Raw genomic sequence first — 20,326 nt, forward strand, 5'->3', positions numbered from 1 at the left:
GCGAAACCTAAAATTTAGGGATATAAAATTGATATTTGATTCTTCTGACAAGCGTATTGCAGTAGTGGGCGATATACATGGATTCTGGACCTGGGTCGATACTGAGTATTTTTCCAAAAGTAATTATGATTCTGTGATATTCACCGGAGACCTTGGGAATAATCGGCCGGGGAACACAAATAAGATCGCCCAATTAGTCTCTAAAGTTCTGAAGCCAAAGTATATCATTTTAGGAAATCATGATACTACTTCTATTCCTCAGTTACTTATGGAAATCACCAATGCTACACCTAATATGGGCTACTTAAGTCATACATTTCATCTGCTTCGATACAAAAAGCTGCTCAAAGATCTGGGTGATTCTCACATTTGCCAATATAATCTTTTCGAGGCCGGGCAGGGGCTTTCTATTTTGGGGGCCAGACCTCTTTCTATGGGAGCTCGGTTTAATTTTCAGGTATTTCTCAAATCTGTATTTGGAATTTCTTCCTATGAAGAATCGGAGAAAAAACTGAATGAATTGATCCATGGCATTGACTTCCAAAAGCGAGATCTGATCATTCTTGCTCATAACGGCCCTTCCGGTTTAGGAGCTAGGGCTCACGATATTTGGGGTTGCGATTTTAAGAGCGAAGAAGGGGACTTCGGTGATAAGGACCTAGGCGATTTTATCCGAAAACTTGCGGACCAAGACAAAAGGCCCAAGGTCGTGATCGCAGGGCATATGCATCATTCTTCCAGAAAATTAAAAGTTAAGACTAGGATTTGGAAAAGAAAAGAAGAAGGTATATTATATCTAAATCCAGCTCGAGTCCCACGCATCTTTTCAGATAAAGAAGGAAATATCTGGCATCATCATGTGGAGCTGATCCGAAAAAATGGGATTTGGGATGCGGAAGCGAAATATTTGAAGAATGGAGTGGAGGAAATTTTTCCCCTCCCTGAGTTTATAGAGAGGGAGAAAAATCGGATAGAAATAAAAGGCTGAATTATTCCGAGAAAGAATCCAGCTTTTGTTTTACTTCCTCGTTTAAAGGCTGCTTTTTGTGGAAGTCGTTTAATAACTTGAGAGCCTCGTCTCTTTTTCCCAAATCGGAATAAAGTTCCGAAAGTTCTACAACAGGGCGAGGATCCATCGGGAACTTTTTATGAAGATCCACATAAATTTCCTCTGCCTTGTCTCTTGCGCCTTTCATTTTCAAAGAAGAAGCTTTTCCAAGAAGTGCGAAATAGTCTTCACCTTCCGAAAGAATTCTATTAAAACATTCTAATGCTTTGTCGAATTCTCCCATACCTCTTAAACTATCCGCATATCTATTGATGATCAGTTTATTATCCGGATCAAATTCCAGAATTCTTTCCCAGAACTCGTTTGCTTTACGGAAATCTTTTTTACCACGATAAGATTCTGCTAAACCGTACAGAGCAAAGAAGTTCCTTTGATCCAGATCCGCAGCTCTGCGATAATAACGGATCGCCTCGTCAAAGTCTTTGATCTTGCGATAACTATTACCGATCTCAGTTAAGATCTTGATATTATCCGGTTGGATGACTAGAAGTTTTTCCCACCAGCTGATTGCGTCTTTGTATCTTTGGCAGGCAAAGAATAAATGCCCCAAGCCTACGATCACATACTGATCCTTAGGATTGATCTGCAGTGCTTGCATATAATATACTTCTGATTCTTTGAAGTTTTTGAGTTTTCTATGTGCGTCCGCAACTCTACTTAAGATGGATGCGTCAGTGATAGTAATATGTCTATATTCTTCAGCTACTTCGATGACCCGATTGAGTAGGTTCATCTCTCTATAGCAGTTCATAAGTCCCATTAAGGAGAACTTATTGGATGAATCTTCTTTGATACATCTGTTATAAAAATCCAGAGCCTGTCTGAATTCCTTTCGTTTGAAATGAAGGTCTCCCATTCCGACTAAACCGTAGGTATTGCTAGGTTCCTTAGCCAGAAGTTCCTTCAATTTAGATTCGGCCTTGTCCCATTGTCTGCTATCCAGAAAACGGTAGGCTTCTTTTGCTAAACTTTTGATCTGAGCAAAATTTGAATCTTCTTCTTCCTTTCCTGCTTGGGGTTTTTCAATAGGCTCGTTCATAGGACCGAAGTTCCTTTTTAAATTTAGAAAGAAGATCTGGGAGATCCTTCATTCAATTTTTTATTTAATATTACTTTGACGGATGAGTAAAGGTTTTCCTTGGTACTAAATCCGTAAAGAAAATTTGAAATTAGAAAAAAAGAGAGAAATCTCGGTTTGCAGCGCATAAAATAATACGAAAGTTATAGTCCATTCTTCCTTCTTGACAGGGCCCTTAGTTCGCATGGAATGGATTCTAACGAGGGAAAGATGCCGAAAACCGAAGCAAAAATCTCCGGTGCCCGTTTGATGGTCGAACTCCTGGAAGAATATGGAGTGGATATCGTCTTCGGATATCCAGGCGGAGCAATTCTGCCATTTTACGACGAATTATATAAAAGTACTAAAATAAAACATATCCTTGTCCGCCATGAACAAGGCGCGATCCACATGGCAGAAGGGTATGCACGTTCTACAGGTAAGCTTGGAGTTTGTATCGCTACTTCCGGTCCGGGTGCTACGAACCTTGTGACCGGACTTACTGATGCAAAACTAGACTCGGTTCCTATACTTGCAATTACTGGGCAAGTCGCGACCAACGCAATTGGAACAGATGCCTTCCAAGAAGCGGATATTTATGGGATCACAATTCCTATCACAAAGTATAATGCACTTATCAAGTCTGCGGATGATATCGCTAGACATTTCCAAGAGGCGACCTTAGTCGCTTTAGGTGGAAGACCCGGTCCTGTTCTTTTGGATTTTCCTAAAGATGTTCAGACTGAACTTACTTCCGTTCGTAAAGTGGATAAACTTAAAATAGATTCTAGACATTATCAAAAACCTCCGATCGGAGGAGATCTGGATTCTTTCGCGGCGGCATTAAATAAAGCTAAACGTCCTCTTCTTTATGTGGGAGGAGGAGCGATCAATGCGAATGCTTCCAAAGAGATTAAGGAGCTTGCGGAGAAGGGAAATATCCCTGTCACCACAACTCTTATGGGGATCGGAGCATTTCCTGGCACTCACCAACTTTCAGTCGGGATGCTCGGGATGCACGGAACAGCTTATGCTAACAAGGCTGTATTAGAATGTGATTATATTCTAAACTTGGGTGCTAGGTTCGACGATCGAGTCGCTAAACCTGGAGAATTTGCGGAGAATGCTATACGTGCTCATATAGATATAGACACGGCAGAGTTCAACAAAAGGGTTTCCGTAGATTATCTTTTGCATGGAGACTTGAAAGAAGTTTTAAAGGCTCTTATTCCAAAAGTGAATAAGGTAGATCGTCCTGAGTGGGTCGGATTCTTAGATACATTAAAGAAGAACCATCCATTAGAATTTGATGATTCTACGGATACAATCAAGCCTCAAGGATTCTTACAGAAATTATACGAAAAGAGTAAGGGAAAGGCAATTGTTTCCACAGACGTGGGACAACACCAGATGTGGGCCGCTCAGTATTTTCTTTTTGAAGAAGCAAATCGTTGGCTGACTTCAGGCGGATTGGGTACAATGGGTTACGGTCTTCCAGCAGCGATTGGAGCTAAATTCGGAAATCCTAATAAAACAGTGATCTGTGTTTCAGGCGACGGTTCCATCCAGATGAATATCCAGGAATTGGCAACTATCGCGATGTATAAGAAGGGTGTAAAGATCCTGATCTTTAATAATAATTTCTTGGGGATGGTCCGCCAATGGCAGGAATTATTCTACGAGGAAAGATTCTCAGAGTCTGAATGGAATTATAATCCGGATTTCGTAAAATTGGGAGAGGCTTATTCCATAAAAGGATTAAGGATTTCTAATAAATCTGAAATTGACAAGGCGCTGGAATTTTTCTTAGAAGATGACGATGCAAGGATCCTAGAAGTGATGATCCCTGCGGAAGAGAAAGTATTCCCTATGATCCCTGCGGGCAAATCCCAAAAAGACATGATCGAATTTTCCGACACAGTTCGGGCCGGTAAAAAATGAAACATATACTGAAAATTTTGGTAAACAATCATCCAGGTGTGATGAGCCATGTGTCCGGTCTATTTACCAGAAGAAGTTATAATATAGATTCTATCGCGGTAGGTGTTACCCAGGATCCTGAAATTTCGAATATGGTGATCGTAGTTAAAGGAGATGATTCAGTAGTTGAACAGGTAAAACGCCAACTTCTAAAATTACCTGACGTGATCGAGGTAGAGGATCTCGCCTATCATGACTGTATCAGCAGAGAGCTCGTGCTTGTTGTTGTAAAAGTAGAAGATTCCAACCGAACTGAGATCATTTCTATTTGCGAAGTATTCCAGGCAAAGATCGCTGACTTGACCAAGACTACAATGACTGTCGAGTTTTCCGGAAACACCAGACAGGTGGAACATTTTCTGGAAATGATGCAGAAGTATGGGATCCAAGAAATCGCGCGTACCGGCCAGATTGCTTTAAAATACAGATCTACCTGATTTTGTTAAAAGACCGGGAATTTCCCGGTTAATTGATCGGTACAATTTCGTATCGAAAAGAGTTTTTTTGTTCCATATTTGGAATTTACCTATTCTAATTCCCTCCTATGAGTATTAGGGCTCGAATTTCACTATATCTATCCTTAGTTCTATTTTTAGGTTTTGCAGTGCTTACTGCGATCAATTCGGTGATCTCTTATCGTAGTTTGCATACTGAAATAGAGTCCGGTTCTGCATTAAGTGCGGAAAGATACACCTTTGAAGTGAAGGATTATCTGGATACTGCTATGGGAATGACCAGAGGTTTTCGAATGCTTCTCATCTTCTCCAATCCTAAAAGAGAAGAAGTAATCAACACAATGATAGAGATCCTGCATCGAAATTCAAAATGGTTCGGAATGTGGGTCGTATATGAACCGAATGCGTTTGATGGCTTTGATGCTCAGTTTAAAAATAAGCCGGGACATGATTCAACCGGAAGATTTATCACTTATGTTCATTCCGTAAAATCGACTACTGATGCAGTGATAGAACCTTCCGTCAATTATGAGGCTACCGATGGAAGTGGGGACTTTTATCAGATCCCTAAAAAGACAATGGAGCCTTTCGTAACGGATCCGTACACTTACACTGCGGGTGGAAAGCAAGTACAGATGATCTCTCTTTGTGTTCCCGTAAGCAATGCCGGAAAGTTTTGGGGTGTACTTGGAATGGATATCACTACCGCTCAACTCCAAGAGACAATGGGAAATATAAAACCGTTTAGAGGTCTAGGATATCTTGCTCTGATTTCTCCTAAAGGGATTTATGCAGCCAATGGCGGTGATCATAATCTGGTAGGTAAGGTAATTCCTGACGCAGAAGAATTAAAGTTAATACAATCCAAATCGGAAGAACACGAACGTTTTACGTATGAGTCCGATGGTCACACTCATCATTTTTTTCCATTCAAGATAGGGAAAGGACAGAAACAATGGGTGATGCAGATAAGCATTCCAAATTCAATTTTTGCAAAAGAACTATTCAGCGTTCTTCTACAGAATGCTATCTCTTCCTTGCTCATCGTGAGTTTGATCGTAGTCGTTCTTCATTTTATATTCCAAAAATTGATCTCTGCCGGATTATTAAAGGCGATCGGATTTTCAGAAGAGATAGCAAAAGGAAATCTACTTGCTTCTTCCGATTATAATCGTAATGACGAGATTGGCGCATTGTTATCCGCAATGAATATGATGAGAGAACATCTATTCGGTGTGGTGAACGAGATCGGAGTATCAACAAACAAGTTGTCCGGAACAGCTGAGAAGATGGCAGTTTCTTCCAGAAATTTTTCGGATGTTGCTCAAACGCAAGCTTCCGCGGCAGAGGAATGTTCCGCAGCGGTGGAGGAACTCGCCGCTTCTGCCCAAAACGTAGGTAAGTCCATGCAAAGAGCCGTCTCCAGTATGAGAGAGATTGACGGTAACGTAATTTTATTAAAAGAGCAGATTGCAAGTATCAATGCGGAAATGCAAAATCTGGTAAGTTTGGCTGCTTCTTCCAAAGAGGAAGCTGTTACTGGAGAATCCGCGATGAGCACTTCTAACCGTGCAATGGGTGCGATCGGCGATAGTGCCTCCAGGATCAATGAGATACTTTCTTTGATCACTGAGATTTCCGAAAAAACGAACCTTCTCGCATTAAATGCGGCGATAGAAGCAGCCAGGGCCGGAGAAGCAGGAAAAGGATTTGCGGTGGTAGCAGAAGAGATTGGAAAACTCGCTTCCCAAACTTCTAGCTCCGTTCAAGAAATTGGGGGATTGGTAAATTCTACCAACAACGCAGTGTTGGATGGAAATAATAAAATGGGAGAAGCATCTCAGATACTACTAAGGATCAAGGAGAGGGTGGACGAATTCGATAAATCCGCGAAGGCGGTTTTGAGTTCCGTTAAAACCCAGGAATCCAATACGAAAGAGATCGCGGAAAGTGCGAATACTTTGATGAGTTTCAGCTTACAGATTGAAGAGGCAGTGACCGAGCAAAGAAGGGCTACGGAGGAAATCACCAAAACCATCGTAAACATCTCTGAAGGAACTCAGGAGATTGCTACAGGCGCGGACGATCTTACCACATTCTCCGGAGATATGCATGGCCAGTCGGAACAATTGTCCAACTTGATCGGAAAATTCAAAGTCAGCTAGAAAGAAAAAGCGTTCCAAAATTTCTTTCCATTCTAAGAATGGAGCCCTTATGAGTATTCGGCTCCGAATTTCTTTATATATTTCCATCGTTCTATTTATCGCATTCTCACTGCTTGCGGCTTATAATTCTTATTCTTCTTACCAGAACCTGAGAGAGGAAGTGGAACAAAGTTCCGATGTCACTGCGGAAAGATGGACTTACGAAATTATGGAAGAGTTGAATACTCGTATGGGTTTGATCCGCGGTTTTCGTTTTCCTTTGATCTACGCTTCTCCGGCGAGAGAACAGGTGGTCCAAACGCTGCAGGAAATCATGAAACGGAACCAAGACTATTTCGGTATGTGGCTTTGTTACGAACCGAATGCGTATGACGGAAAAGATGCACTGTATAAGAACAGGCCGGGACACGACGAGTCCGGTCGTTTTATTCCTTATTTGAATCGTGCTCGTGCCAAGGACCTAGTGGATCTCGAACCATTAAGAGATTATAATAATACGGATGGCACCGGCGATTTTTACCAGATTACTAAGAAGACTGATAAGATGAGTGTGGTAGGTCCCTATCATTATACCGTGAGCGGTAAAAGTATTCTGATGATCTCTCTCGTTGTCCCAATCAGTGTGGATGGTCATTTTTATGGCGCCGCAGGTATGGATATAGACCTGAAAAATCTACAAGAGAGAATAGGAAATAAAAAACCTTTTCGCGGTAAAGGTCATATTGCTCTTATTTCTCCCGCCGGTTTGTATGCGATCAATGGAGAAAATCCTGAATTGCTTGGCAAAAAAATCCCGGATGAAGCCGAATTAAAACAATATTTGGAAAGCGCAAAAGAAGGAAATAGATTTGTCTATGAATCCGGCGGAGACACCTCTTATTATTTTCCGTTCCATATCGGAAAGGATCCTAAGTTTTGGACGCTAATGGTGAGCATTCCAAATTCAGTATATTATGAAAGTATTGGAGAAATCATTTTAAAAGCGGTACTTTCTTCTTTTCTGATACTAGTTGTAGTATTACTTTCTTTAAATTTAATATTCGTTCGACTGGTGAGTTCCGGTCTTTTAAAAGCGATCGGTTTCTCGGATGAGATCGCTAAAGGAAATCTCACAGTCCAAAATAATTATCCTGTAAAGGATGAGATAGGCACACTATTCATTTCTATGGACCAGATGAGGGAAAATCTTCTCGGCGTAGTCAAGGAGATGAGATCTTCTTCCGAAAAATTGGGTTCTAAATCGGAAGAGATGGCGATTTCTTCCAGGAATTTTGCGGACATCGCTCAGACCCAAGCCTCCGCAGCGGAAGAATCTTCCGCGGCTGTGGAAGAACTCGCTGCTTCCGCTCAAAACGTAGGTAAGTCCATGGAAAAAGCCGTGGAGAATACAAAAGAAATCGACGGTAACTCGATGCGTCTGAAAGAACAGATTGTAAGCATCAATCAAGAGATGCAGGGGTTAGTCAATCTTGCAGTCGAATCTAAAAGACAAGCAGTGACAGGCGAGAATGCTATGTTTGCCTCCACAAATGCAATGGGTGAGATTGGGGAAAGCGCTTCTAGAATTACGGAAATCTTATCTATTATCACCGAGATTTCCGAAAAAACAAACCTTCTCGCATTAAACGCAGCAATAGAAGCAGCCAGAGCGGGAGAAGCAGGAAAAGGATTTGCTGTAGTTGCTGAAGAGATAGGTAAACTTGCATCTCAAACTTCCAGTTCAGTGCAGGAGATCGGTGAACTGGTTGATTCCACAAACGACGCTGTGATGAACGGTAACTCTAAGGTGGAAGAGGCTTCTCAAATATTAAAAAAACTGAAACAAAGCGTGAACGAATTCGAAATTTCCGCTAATAAGGTCTTGGCTTCCGTAAAAGATCAGGAATCGAATACTAGTAGGATTCAAACTAGTTCCAATACTTTAACTTCTTTTAGTATGCAGATAGAAGAAGCTGTTTTCGAGCAGAAAAACGCAACGAATGAGATCACTAAAACGATTATCAGTATTTCGGAAGGAACTCAGGAAATCGCAGGGGGAGCGGACGATCTGACTACATTCTCAGGTGAAACTCAAATGTTAGCGGAACAACTCTCCAAACTGATAGAAAAGTTTAAAGTGGATTAGGTTACCTATCCGTCAGATCTAAAATTTCTGAATCTAAAAATAGAACTGATTTAGGGTCCCACTGAAAGATTGTACCATCCAAGGTGCATTTTCCTTCAGAGGCTTTTTGTTTTAACTTAGTGAGTATTGTTTCTTTTTTATCCGGGAAATAGTCCAAGAAGTCTTTTAGGTCTATCGGAAGAAATATTCTAAAAAGGGATATTAAAATTTCTTCAAATGGATCAGATGGTTCGTAAGAGGTTGGATTTTTTCCAGTGCCATTGATGTAGGCAGAAGTATTTCTTGGATTGGAATATCTGCCTGAAGGTAAGAATCCGTGGGCTCCGGGACCGATTCCTAAATAATATTCATAAGTCCAATACTTCATATTATGACGAGAGAATTGCCCAGGTTTGGAATAATTGGAGACTTCGTACTGAATGAATCCCTTAGATCTCAAAAAATCGGGTAAGTCTTGGAGGATTTTCTCCTGCACTTCTTCCGAAGGCGCGGCAACCGCTCCTGCAGAAACTTTTCGACTATACTCCGTGCCTTTTTCGACTGTTAGGGCATAAATGCTGATATGAGAGACTCCGGAGGCCAGGACAGAATTTGCATCTTCGTAAAATTCTTTTTCAGTTTGTCCAGGAACTCCAAACATTAGATCAGCGCCATAATTCTTTATTTTAGAAGTTTGTAATGCTTCTAGGGTTCTAGAATAAGTCTCCGGATCGAAATACCTATCTAAAAATTTCAGATTTTTAGGAAGAAACGATTGTATTCCCACATGAACTCTGTTGATCCCGGCATCATACAGTCCTTGCAGGTATTCAGGAGTTACGTCTTCCGGATTACATTCTAATGTGATCTCGGAGTCCGGAGATAGATTTAGATTATTTTTTAAGAATTTTATAAAATCCGCATATTGTGTATAAGAAGCTTTAGAAGGAGTTCCTCCGCCGAAAAATAGACTATCGAATGTTAGGTCTTTGTAGTCGGGAAAATTTTTAAGTCTGAGTGAAACTTCTTCTTTATACTTGCTGAATAGATCCTTTTCTAAAGGAGAAGGATCTAATCCTATTCCTTCCGAATAGAAATCACAATAGCTACATTTGTGAACACAGAATGGATAATGTACATAGATGCCCGGCCTGTTTGTTTTTTTTATGACCGGGTTCTGTGTTTCCAAATTATTTTGTATTCTTACTTACCGAGTCTTCTTCCGTCTCAGTGACGGCGGTTGCTTTTTTGGGATTCGGTTTTAAGATCAGATCTACCAATGGGATCTCATTCTTTCTATCCAATACTGAATACAATAATGCCTTTTTGGATTCTGGAGTTGGGGAGAAGGAGAATAATATTTTCAGATTTGGTGCATCCGGCAGATCCAAAAATGGAGTTCCGTAATGTAAACATACGATCTCTGCTTCCGGAAATTTTTGAGCAAGAGAAAGAGCTAGATCCAATTCAGTTTGAGTGAATGAATGGACGACTGCACGTTTTGCTTCTTTCTTTTCTAATTTTTTACGAAGAGTCGCCAAATCAGAATTGGAAATAGAGCGAGATCTCAGATCGGAGAGAAATTCTTCTCCTTTTAAATAGAATACTGTATTTTCGACAGTTGCACTCTCAGGAAGAAAAGTTTTAGGAAAGGAAACGATCGCCTTTCTGCTTACATCTCTGTTTAGCGTATCTTGGTAATATTGAGAGAATAAATTTTCTCTATTCTTATCTTGCTCAGCAAAATGATTTTTTAATACTTCAGGCAATTCTTTTGGGAACACGGAATTTGCTCTTCCATTTTTAGCAAGATCTCCAAATTCTGAAATGATCCCGTATTTTAATTTATAATAAATTTGTCTTTTGACCGCTTCTTTTAGTAGATCTTTTCCTTCTCTGACTAGGGTTCCTTTTTTGTATGCCTTTAAGATCTGGTCTCTCATGGATTGAGTGGTTGGACCCCAGCTAGTCATTAAGATAATGTCCGCACCTGCAATTAGAGCGAGCACACCCGGATCTTCTTTTTGGTAATGTTCGTCAATCGCGTCCATTTCCATTGCATCAGTAATGATCAATCCTTGGTATTGGAATTCTTTGCGAAGTAGGTCTCCTAAAATTTTAGAAGACAGAGTCGCGGGGAAATTCGGATCAATCTTGGGATACACAATATGCGCGCTCATAATCGCATCAGCGCCGTTTTGGATAGCGGTTTGGAATGGGATCAGCTCGAAACTTTTCAATTCTTCCAATGTTTTTTCTATTTTAGGAAGTCCTAAATGACTGTCGACATTGGTGTCCCCATGACCTGGGAAATGTTTAATTACAGGAATGGAACCGCCAAGTCTTGCTCCTTCTTCATAGGAAACACCTGCGTTTAATACCGTTTCTAGATTACTTCCAAGAGATCTAGTATTGATCACTGGATTGAATGGATTATTATTAATATCCATGTCGGGAGCGAATAAAAAGTTCAGTCCAAGTTTTCTCAATTGGTAAGAAGTGACAAAGCCGACCTTTTTAGCCATGTCCTTGTCCTTGGTTTGGCCGAGTGCCATTGCTCCAGGAAATTGAGTCACTCCGTCTTTAACTCGGATCACTCTTCCGCCTTCTTGGTCTACTGAAATGAGTAATGGTAATCCAGTATTTTCTAATGCACTTGTTTGAAGATCCTTGTTCAAAGATTTGATTTCCGATTTGGAGCCTAAGTTCCTTCCGAATAAGATCACTCCGCCAGGTTTGATCGTCTCAATTTCTTTTTTAGCGATCGGATCTAAAACGGTCCCTGGGATCGCAACATGGATGACTTGACCTACTAATTCTTCGGAGCTAAGTTTGGAAGTAATCTCCTCAGCTTGACGAAGCATTCCTTCTTGGATTTCCTGGGCTTGGAGTTCACTTCTGAATTGGCCCAACCAAAAGAATAAGAAGAGTAAGCAAGCAGAAGAAATGCCTGCGACTAGTAACCGTTTGAACATACTTACTAGATCCCAATCGGTTGCGTATTCGTAAAGCAGAACTTGAAGCGCCCAGTTTTTGGGACCTTGGTTAAATGAGTAGGGTCGGATTGGGGATAGGAGAAAAAATGAGCCGTTTATCGTATTATGGATTTTTTAGTATTTTAGTAATCTTCTCTTTTGTTGCTTCTTGCAATAAAGAAGGATCTGAACAAGAACACCAGGCCACTCCTAAGATGGAAACAAAAACAAACGGCAAAAAAATCCTATTCTTTGGCGATAGTTTAACTGCGGGTTACGGCTTGAACGGACCGGAAGAATCTTTCGTCCATTTGGCCTACTTGGAACTCCGAAAACAATATCCGGATCTGGAATATGTAAATGCGGGAGTGAGTGGGGACACTACTTCAGGAGGACTTGCAAGATTAGACTGGGTTTTAAATAGAAAATACGATGTATTTGTTTTGGAATTGGGGGCAAACGATTCTTTGAGAGGACTTCCCACCAAAATGACCGAGGACAATCTAACTAGGATCATTCGAGAGGCTCGGGCAAAATATCCTTCTATTAAAATTCTATTAATCGGAATGAGAACACTTCCGAATATGGGTCCGGTGTACGCAAAAGAGTTTGCTTCTCTCTTTCCAAGGGTTTCTAAAAAGGAAAAGACGGAGTTTATGCCATTCTTACTGGAAGGAGTTGCTGGAGATAGGAGATTGAATCAAGATGATGGGATCCATCCCACTGCAGAGGGTCATAAGATACTCTCCAAACAACTCCTTCCATATTTGAACAAACTATTGAAATAGTTCGAACTTCAAATTATATAAAGTTCCGTAATATTCGTAAATGCTTGCTTTCTAATTTCGGATTGGAGATAACTCCTTCCTGGGACAGGGGCAAGAGATGGTACACCAACATTATAGATCATGTACTTTATGCGAAGCTATGTGCGGACTTAGATTAGAGATTGAAGACAATGTAGTAGTCGCAGTCAGAGGAGATAAAGAGGATAAGTTTAGTAGGGGGCATCTATGTGCCAAAGGTCCTGAACTTAAAAATTTATACGAAGATCCTGACAGGCTCAAATTTCCTTTAAAACGCACAGAGAACGGATGGGAGAAGGTAGACTGGGTCACAGCTCTTACTGATATTGCTACAAAACTTGTAGAGATCCAGAAGAAATACGGAAACGATTCTATTGCAGTATATAGCGGAAATCCGGGCGTTCATAATTACGGTACAATGTTATTTGGCCAAAGATTTATAGGACGCTTAAGAACTAAAAATAATTATTCTGCAACTTCTGTAGACCAACTTCCTCACCAATTACTTTCCTATTGGATGTTCGGTCATCAACTACTTGTCCCAATCCCCGATATAGATAGAACCAATTTCTTTTTGATCCTCGGCGGAAACCCGTTCGCATCTAACGGAAGTTTAATGACTGTTCCTGACGTAAAAAAGAGACTCAAAGAGATCCAGGAAAGAGGAGGAAAATACGTAGTCATAGATCCAAGAAAGACTGAGACTGCAGTTCACGCGGACGAACATCATTTTATCGTTCCAGGAACGGACGCATTCTTCCTTCTGTCCATTATAGATGCATTATTTAAGAAAAACTTAACAAAGAAGAATTCTTTAATCAAGGAAGAAGATTTACTAAAGCTAAAATCAATTGCCGAACAATACCCTGCAGCCGAAACGGAAAAACTGACTGGAATCTCCTCAGAAACAGTAGAGAGGATCGCACTCGAATTCTCCAAAGCAAATGGTGCAGTTTGTTATGGTCGTGTAGGAGTTTCTACACAAGCATTTGGGGCACTTTGCCAATGGCTGATCAATTCTATTAACTGTATCACTGGAAATATGGACTCGGTAGGAGGTGCAATGTTTACACTTCCTGCAGTGGACATGGTAGATCCTAAAGGAGTGATGAAAAGTTCTCCTGGAAGTTTTCACACCTACGGATCAAGAGTCAGAGACTTACCTGAATTTAACGAAGAATTACCTGTCGCTGCTCTCGCAGAAGAAATTTTAACTCCAGGACAAGGCCAGGTTAAAGCACTTGTGACTTCTGCAGGAAATCCTGTACTTTCAACACCGAACGGTTCTCAATTGGAGAAGGCGGTCTCTAATCTGGAATTTATGGTAAGCGTGGACTTTTATTTGAATGAGACTACAAAACACGCTCATTATATTCTCCCTCCAAGTTCTGCCTTAGAGCATGACCATTACGATTTAGTGTTTAACGTTTTTGCGGTAAGGAACACAGCCAGATATAATCAACCCGCATTCGAACCGGAAGAAGGAATGCTTCACGATTGGGAAATTTTTTCCGATCTAACGAAAAGAATAGAACTTCTAAAATCTGAAAAGCCTCTTCCTAAAGAATTGATCAAAACTAAGATCACTCCTTCTGCGATCATCGATCACGCCTTGAAGTCCGGTCCTTACGGAGAAAAATCAGGATCTTCTGTCGGAATGAGTTTGGAACTTTTGAAAAACAGTCCTCATGGAGTGGATCTGGGAGCATTAAAACCTTGTTTTCCGGAAAGACTTTGGACAGAAGAAAAGATGATCCGACTAACACCTAAAGAAGTAGTAGGCGATCTGGATCGATTGGCAAAATACAAGCAAAAACTTCTCTCAGATAAACAAGAGAAGGGCCTATTCCTGCTGATAGGAAGAAGACATTTAAGAAACAACAATTCATGGATGCATAATCTACCAAAACTAATGACTGGAAAAGATCGCTGCACACTCATGATACATCCGGAAGATGCAAATTTACTCGGGATCAAAGAAGAAGAAGTAGTGCTTGTGGAATCCAGAGTAGGTAAGATTGGACTACCCGCAGAAATTACGGAAGAGATGATGAGAGGAGTGGTGAGTATTCCTCATGGATTCGGACATGCAAAAGAAGGAGTTTCATTGCAAGTTGCATCTAAGTTTGCCGGTTCCAGTATCAACGATCTGACTGACGATCAGGTTTTGGATGAACTCTCCGGAAATGCAGCATTTAGTGGCATTCCTGTTTCCTTAAGTAAAAGATCTGCGTAATTCAGTAAAGATCCGCCTTGGGCCAACCCAGGCGGATTAAAACTTAATTCTTATCGTAAGCTTCTTGCAATTTAGATATCTCTATCTTATGCATTTGCAACATTGCTTGCATCACCCTTTGTGCCTTCTCTTGGTTTTTATCATATAGATATTTTTCTAAGATTGGAGGAATGATCTGCCAAGATAAGCCAAACTTATCTTTTACCCAACCACATGGTTGTTTAGTTCCACCTGCAGAAAGTTTTTCGTAGAGGTCATCGATTTCTGCCTGAGTTTCCGCACTGATATAGATGGAGAATGCCTCGGTAAATTGGAAATGAGGACCTCCGGTAAAGGCCAAAAACTTTTGTCCTTCTATCTCAAACTTTGCGGAAGCCATACCTTCTCCTAACTTAGTAAGATTTTCTATTTTCATATTTTTGAATATACCAGAATAGAATTGGAGTGCTTCTTCCAAGCCCTTTTCGAACATTAAAAATGGTGTTGCCTTATGCATGATCTTATCCTTTACGTTTTAGGTAGATAAATCCACCCAGCCAAGAGAGCGGGATGGAAATTACGATCAATCCGATAGAATACCAAGCGGGTCCTTGGTCTCCCATTTGTATATGTCCCAATGTACTTGCGATCGTACCAATTACACCCAAGGTGATCACGTGGCCGATCGGGCTATATGGCGAAAGTTTTGCGGTAAAAAATCCACCCAAAATAGCAAGAGCTAGACGATAAGAGATCGCGAGAAGGAATAGGCTGTCAGACATTCTTTCTCCCATAGGAGGATAACAATTAGTAACATGTAATACTGCATCGATTGTTATCGCAGGTATCACATTGATCAAAATACCTGTAATTACCGCTCCAATACTTTTTAAGATGGACTTTGTTTTTGAATTCATGATTTTTTTCTTCCTTGTGAAGTTTCAGTAAGAGTACCTAGTAAAGTTTCCAAGCGATTATAACTTTGAGAAGCTCCTCCTTCCATTGGAGATTTGATCACTATATCTCTTCCTTCTTTGGTTTCGTATAAAATATTGATCGTAACAAATGTTATGCCGGATTTTTCTACAAACGTAGTCGTGAGTATAGCTTCTCCAGGATACCAAGCTTCGTCAAAAGATTCGGTATGCACTAGTTTGTCCGGTCCGGAAATTTCTTTGTAACTTCCTCCGGCTCCCATTGTAGATCCATCTTTCAAATATTTCCAAACATACCTGTATTTTCCGCCGACCTTCAGATCTACTTCGCATACGTCTAAACTCCATCCATCCGGACCGTATAACCAGCGTTTGATTAATTCAGGTTTTGTAAAACAGTCAAATACTAGGTCTTTCCCGGCACTGAATTCCCGAGTCATTACGATTTCTCTGTCTCCTTTAGCTTCTACCTTTAAGGTTCCAATAAAGCTGCTCATCCTATTCTCCTTTCTTATTCTTACGTTTTGGGGAAGGTTGTTTAGAAAATTTTAATTCTTCTAAAAGTGAGTCCAAATGTTTGAATCTTCCTTCCCAAAATTTTCTATAATTTTCCAGCCATTCAGTAGCTTCTTCCAACGGTTTAGCTTCTAGTTTGCGTAATCTTTTTTGTGCATCCTTGATCCCCGAGATTAAACCCGCTCTTTCTAAAACCTTTAGATGTTTGGAGATTGCTGGTTGGCTCATGGAGAATGGTTTTGCCAGATCCATTACGGAAACCTCTCCATTCGCCAAACGCGACAGGATTGCCCTTCTGGTTGGGTCTGAGAGCGCGGCAAAAGTCGCATCCAATCGAGCAGACTGACTAAGTGCATGATTCATATTTTATATAACCATATGGTTATATATTTTAAATAATCAAGTACTTTTTGGGAAATTATTTTCGAATTCGTTTGTAGTTAGGAGTGTGACGAAGGAGGGGGAAGAATGGAATTTGATACTTATTCTTAAAGAATTTCTTCTAGTGCTAAAATTTTTCGTCCGCCTTGCAGAGAATACGCAGTGAGTCCAGCTTCCTTCAAGATCTTAGCCGCTTTTTTGGACCTGATGCCGGATTCACAAATTGTAATATAGATTTTTTCTTTTGAAAAACCCAATGCACTATCCACTGAAAGTTCCGAAAGAGGAGAAAATATAGAATTACCTATTGGAGTTTCTTTTCTTTCTTCGAATTCTCTTACATCTAGTAGAATATATTTCGGGTCCTTCTTCCATTCTTTCCAATCTTTGAGATCGATCTCGTCTTTCAGGGTCTCGTCCCGCAGAGGCTTGCCCCGTAGGGGTTCTTCTCTTTTGCCAGAACCACATTCTGTACAATTCGGATCTGCTTCTAAAAAAGTTTCGTAGAATAAGGGAGACTCCCATTCCAATTGGAATGCGGAATTAGTGGGGGATTTTTCAGGGGAGAGTAGGTATTGGATCGCAAAAGATGCTTGGTATAAACCAGCAATTGCAGTTTGCACACCTAAAACTCCTCCGTCTTCGCAGGAAAGAAGTTCGGAGCCTTCCAAATTGGGATACAAACATTTATAACAAGGTTTTCCTAAAGGGGAGAAGATCGCTACTTGAGCACTTGTTCTAAAAACGGAAGCCGTGACCAAGGGCTTATGATTTCGGATACAGAATCGATTGATCGTATATTTTGCTTGGATCTGGTCCGTGCAATCTAGAACAATATCCCAATTATTGAATATACTTGGATCTATTCTCTCTGAAAAAATTTCAGTGAATGTTTCAAGTAGGATGCCTGGTACCCTGGCTTGTATATATTCCTTGGTGACTTCCGTTTTCTTTCTACCGATATCGGAAAGAGTGAATGCGGTCTGTCTATGAAGGTTGCTTAATTCTACAGTATCGAAATCCCAAAGGCCGATTTTTCCCACGCCTGCCGTTGCTAAATGTAAAGAAGCAGGGGAACCTAAACCTCCAAGACCGATTACCAATGCGGATTTTTGAAGAAGTCCATTTTGACCGGATTCTCCTAAAAAAGGCAGTTTAGTTTGTCTGGAAAAATACTTTTTCTGCTCCGGACTCATCGTAGGAAAGGATCTTATATTTTCGCTAGCTAGACAAGACTTTTTAATTGGCTTTCATATGCGTCCGGGTATGGTAAGCTTGGACATCGTGGATGCTTATGGCCGAAAATTCGAAGTGCTTAGAGTGAGTGTTACCTCCTCTTGCGGATTCGGCTGCGTGTATTGTGCTCCAGGCACCGCATTAAATGGAGAAGGAGCACACGGTTCTTTCCTAAGTGCGGAACTTCTTCGTAAAAATATACATCTTCTTTCCCGTAAAATTTCACTTAAGGAGATCCATTTAACGGGTGGAGAGCCCACTCTTCATAAAGATCTTCCTAAGTTAGTTCAAGTTGCTAAAGAAGCAAAGATCCCAAATATTGCTCTGACCTCCAACGGATTTTTTAGAGACGGCCTGATCCGAGATCTAAAACTCGCAGGCCTTGATAGAATGAATTTCTCTTTGGATTCACTCTCTCAGGAATCTTTTTCTTTGATCTCCGGTAAAAATCTTCCTGTACTTCGCTTATTAAACAGGATAGAGGAAGCCCTCCAAGAAGGGCTGGAAGTAAAACTAAACTGCACTGTATTAAAAGGTTATAATGAAGATCAGATCCGTCCTCTTCTTCGGTGGGCAGGAGAAAGAAATCTTCCGATCCGATATTTGGAATTAATGAAGATGGGGCCCCTTAGAACAAAACATTCCGAGTTATTCTTCTCCGCTGCAAAGATCAAAGAAGAGTTGGGTCGGGAATTTAATTTTGAACCGGAGATTACTCCGATTGAATCCACCGCAAAATATTTTCGTACTCCTGAAGATTATAGGTTCGGGATTATTGCAAATCATACTGGGCCATTCTGTGATGGTTGTAATCGACTCCGGATGGACCATTTGGGAAAAATTTACGGATGTTTGAGTGATTTTCGTTCTTTCCCAGTTTCAGAAAATGAGTCTGATCTCGAGCATTCTTTGGATCTCGCGATGAAAACAAAAAAAAACGAGTTTACCGGAAGCGAACTTTCTATGAAATATATAGGCGGATAGATGGATATTCAACTTTTGTTTTTTGCCGCAGTCAAAGATCATTTTCCGGATCTCAAAAAAATAGAAGTCTCCGAAGGGGATTCTATTTTAAATCTTCGTAAAATTCTCACTCATACAAATCCAGGTTCGGAATCTATTTTAAAAGTTAGCAGGTTTGCAGTGAACCAGTCCATTGTGGGTGATGATTTTGTTTTGATGGAAGGTTCTGTGGTTGCAGTGCTACCTCCTTCCAGCGGCGGTTGATATGTCCGTATTAGAAGCACATTCTCATATTTCTTCTTCTCCGATTTTTGTCTCTTCTCAGTTGCCCGATATCCCTGAAATGGGTGGTTTTGTGGTATTTTCCGGGATCGTTCGTAATCTAAACGAGGGGAAGAAGGTGACCCATCTGGAATACGAAGCATATGCTCCGATGGCAGATGAGATGATCCGGGCAATTCTTGCAGATGCTCGCAAAAAATGGGACCTTCTTCATGCAAACTGTATTCACAGAGTAGGAAGATTACAAATTTCTGAAATTGCGGTAATCGTCGAGACCGGATCTATGCATAGGGCGGAGGCTTACGAAGCCAATCGGTATATCATAGACCGAGTAAAACACGAGGTCCCGATCTGGAAAAAGGAATTTTATATCGATGGTTCTTCCGAGTGGTCGAAGGGCTGCGTGCATGAGAGCCATTGATTCCGTAGGAATCGTACTCGCGGGCGGAAAAAGTTCCAGAATGGGAAGGGATAAGTCCTTTCTCTCCTTAAAAAGCCAAAAATTCTTTCTTTTAGAATCTTACAAAAAACTAAAATTCTTATGTAAGAATGTTCGAGTTTCCATTCGAGAAGAACAAAGAGAAGAATATTCAAAACATGTTCCGAATGAGTTTCTGGTATCCGACTCCATTCAGAACCTGGAAGGTCCTCTCCAAGGGATTTTCAGTTCTTTTCTTCCTTTCCAAAACGATCCTAATGTTAAAAATTTTTTGGTTCTAGCAGTGGATATTCCTTATATGAGGATCAAAACATTGGCTAGGTTATATTCCAAAAAAGAGATAATCGGTTCTGGAGTTTTTTATCAAACGGGCGAGGGGATTGAACCGTTATGCGGTCTTTATTCTTCCGAGTATCTTAGGTTTTTATTCCAAGAATTCGAAAAAGGGGTCTTAAATTCCATTTCTCCTAAGGTTTTGATCCAAAGAGGAAATCCTAGTCTTTTGGAGGTTCCGGAAATGGAAAAATCTTCCTTCATCAACCTGAATTCTCCAGAGGATCTAAAGCCTCCAAAGTGATACGTTTCCGGTCAAAAACCGATTTACATGGGGTCCGAGAGAGAAATCATGGTTCTACCAACCATGCGGGAATAGCTCAGTGGTAGAGCACCTCCTTGCCAAGGAGGGGGTCGCGGGTTCGAATCCCGTTTCCCGCTTACAGAAGGCGTCCTCCGCTTTCTGTCTTCTGAG

At 40.8% G+C, this 20,326-nt stretch carries 19 protein-coding genes and 1 tRNA gene; 12 read left to right on the plus strand and 8 right to left on the minus strand.

Going from position 1 to position 20,326, the window contains the following annotated elements; translation table 11 throughout:
* The first annotated feature begins 28 nt into the window (after positions 1-28).
* Positions 29-988: a metallophosphoesterase gene (locus tag CH352_RS10915; protein ID WP_100707146.1), complete on the plus strand. Its 960-nt coding sequence runs from the start codon at positions 29-31 to the stop codon at positions 986-988.
* A 1-nt stretch (position 989) separates the two neighbouring features.
* Here CH352_RS10915 and CH352_RS10920 read toward each other — a convergent pair whose 3' ends face one another.
* Entirely contained in the window at positions 990-2,108 is a 1,119-nt protein-coding gene (locus tag CH352_RS10920) for a tetratricopeptide repeat protein (protein ID WP_100707147.1), read from the minus strand.
* A 249-nt stretch (positions 2,109-2,357) separates the two neighbouring features.
* Between CH352_RS10920 and ilvB the strand changes: the two genes are divergently transcribed.
* The 4 genes from ilvB to CH352_RS10940 all read left to right on the plus strand — a co-directional run bounded on the left by ilvB (position 2,358) and on the right by CH352_RS10940 (position 8,851).
* Positions 2,358-4,067, plus strand: coding sequence for a biosynthetic-type acetolactate synthase large subunit (gene ilvB, locus CH352_RS10925; protein WP_207766692.1), 1,710 nt, complete (start codon positions 2,358-2,360; stop codon positions 4,065-4,067).
* Positions 4,064-4,543: an acetolactate synthase small subunit gene (gene ilvN, locus CH352_RS10930; RefSeq protein WP_100707149.1), complete on the plus strand. Its 480-nt coding sequence runs from the start codon at positions 4,064-4,066 to the stop codon at positions 4,541-4,543. Before ilvB ends, ilvN begins: the two co-directional genes overlap by 4 nt.
* A 107-nt stretch (positions 4,544-4,650) precedes the next feature.
* A complete protein-coding gene (locus CH352_RS10935; protein ID WP_100707150.1) occupies positions 4,651-6,726 on the plus strand; it encodes a methyl-accepting chemotaxis protein in 2,076 nt (691 codons plus the stop codon).
* A 49-nt stretch (positions 6,727-6,775) separates the two neighbouring features.
* The gene (locus tag CH352_RS10940) at positions 6,776-8,851 is read left to right on the plus strand and encodes a methyl-accepting chemotaxis protein (protein WP_100707151.1); all 2,076 of its coding nucleotides are present in this window, start codon (positions 6,776-6,778) and stop codon (positions 8,849-8,851) included.
* A 1-nt stretch (position 8,852) separates the two neighbouring features.
* Here CH352_RS10940 and hemW read toward each other — a convergent pair whose 3' ends face one another.
* Both hemW and CH352_RS10950 read right to left on the minus strand, forming a co-directional pair.
* Positions 8,853-10,019, minus strand: a complete 1,167-nt coding sequence (gene hemW / locus CH352_RS10945; RefSeq protein ID WP_100707152.1) for a radical SAM family heme chaperone HemW — start codon at positions 10,017-10,019, stop codon at positions 8,853-8,855.
* A gap of 1 nt (position 10,020) precedes the next feature.
* Entirely contained in the window at positions 10,021-11,805 is a 1,785-nt protein-coding gene (locus CH352_RS10950) for a glycoside hydrolase family 3 protein (protein ID WP_100707153.1), read from the minus strand.
* Positions 11,806-11,912: 107 nt separating this feature from the next.
* On the opposite strand from CH352_RS10950, the gene CH352_RS10955 reads away from it, so the two are divergent.
* Both CH352_RS10955 and CH352_RS10960 read left to right on the plus strand, forming a co-directional pair.
* Positions 11,913-12,593 carry an arylesterase gene (locus CH352_RS10955; RefSeq protein WP_100707154.1) on the plus strand — a complete coding sequence of 227 codons (681 nt, stop codon included), beginning with the start codon at positions 11,913-11,915 and terminating at the stop codon, positions 12,591-12,593.
* Between the two features lie 139 nt (positions 12,594-12,732).
* A complete protein-coding gene (locus CH352_RS10960) occupies positions 12,733-14,847 on the plus strand; it encodes a molybdopterin oxidoreductase family protein (RefSeq protein ID WP_423789711.1) in 2,115 nt (704 codons plus the stop codon).
* Positions 14,848-14,890: 43 nt separating this feature from the next.
* Here CH352_RS10960 and CH352_RS10965 read toward each other — a convergent pair whose 3' ends face one another.
* The 5 genes from CH352_RS10965 to CH352_RS10985 form a co-directional block, all read right to left on the minus strand.
* Positions 14,891-15,343 carry a VOC family protein gene (locus tag CH352_RS10965; RefSeq protein WP_100707156.1) on the minus strand — a complete coding sequence of 151 codons (453 nt, stop codon included), beginning with the start codon at positions 15,341-15,343 and terminating at the stop codon, positions 14,891-14,893.
* A 4-nt stretch (positions 15,344-15,347) separates the two neighbouring features.
* Complete coding sequence (locus CH352_RS10970) at positions 15,348-15,743, minus strand: hypothetical protein (protein WP_100707157.1); 396 nt, start codon at positions 15,741-15,743, stop codon at positions 15,348-15,350.
* On the minus strand, positions 15,740-16,258 hold the full coding sequence (locus tag CH352_RS10975; RefSeq protein ID WP_100707158.1) for an SRPBCC family protein: 519 nt from the start codon (positions 16,256-16,258) through the stop codon (positions 15,740-15,742). Before CH352_RS10975 ends, CH352_RS10970 begins: the two co-directional genes overlap by 4 nt.
* 1 nt (position 16,259) lies before the next feature.
* Complete coding sequence (locus tag CH352_RS10980) at positions 16,260-16,640, minus strand: ArsR/SmtB family transcription factor (protein WP_100707159.1); 381 nt, start codon at positions 16,638-16,640, stop codon at positions 16,260-16,262.
* A 125-nt stretch (positions 16,641-16,765) separates the two neighbouring features.
* Positions 16,766-17,854, minus strand: coding sequence for a HesA/MoeB/ThiF family protein (locus CH352_RS10985; protein ID WP_100707160.1), 1,089 nt, complete (start codon positions 17,852-17,854; stop codon positions 16,766-16,768).
* A 79-nt stretch (positions 17,855-17,933) separates the two neighbouring features.
* Here CH352_RS10985 and CH352_RS10990 point away from each other — a divergent pair, with 79 nt between their 5' ends.
* From CH352_RS10990 to CH352_RS11010, 5 genes are all read left to right on the plus strand, one after another.
* Entirely contained in the window at positions 17,934-18,878 is a 945-nt protein-coding gene (locus tag CH352_RS10990) for a GTP 3',8-cyclase MoaA (protein WP_100707317.1), read from the plus strand.
* The gene (locus CH352_RS10995; protein WP_100707161.1) at positions 18,879-19,121 is read left to right on the plus strand and encodes a MoaD/ThiS family protein; all 243 of its coding nucleotides are present in this window, start codon (positions 18,879-18,881) and stop codon (positions 19,119-19,121) included. It abuts the gene before it with no gap.
* Between the two features lies 1 nt (position 19,122).
* Positions 19,123-19,560 carry a molybdenum cofactor biosynthesis protein MoaE gene (locus tag CH352_RS11000; protein WP_100707162.1) on the plus strand — a complete coding sequence of 146 codons (438 nt, stop codon included), beginning with the start codon at positions 19,123-19,125 and terminating at the stop codon, positions 19,558-19,560.
* Positions 19,547-20,155: a molybdenum cofactor guanylyltransferase gene (locus tag CH352_RS11005; protein WP_100707163.1), complete on the plus strand. Its 609-nt coding sequence runs from the start codon at positions 19,547-19,549 to the stop codon at positions 20,153-20,155. Before CH352_RS11000 ends, CH352_RS11005 begins: the two co-directional genes overlap by 14 nt.
* 65 nt (positions 20,156-20,220) lie before the next feature.
* Positions 20,221-20,292: transfer RNA gene (locus CH352_RS11010), tRNA-Gly, on the plus strand.
* Positions 20,293-20,326 lie beyond the last annotated feature (34 nt).

Source organism: Leptospira hartskeerlii (genome assembly GCF_002811475.1).
GTDB classification, from domain to species: Bacteria; Spirochaetota; Leptospiria; order Leptospirales; family Leptospiraceae; genus Leptospira_B; species Leptospira_B hartskeerlii.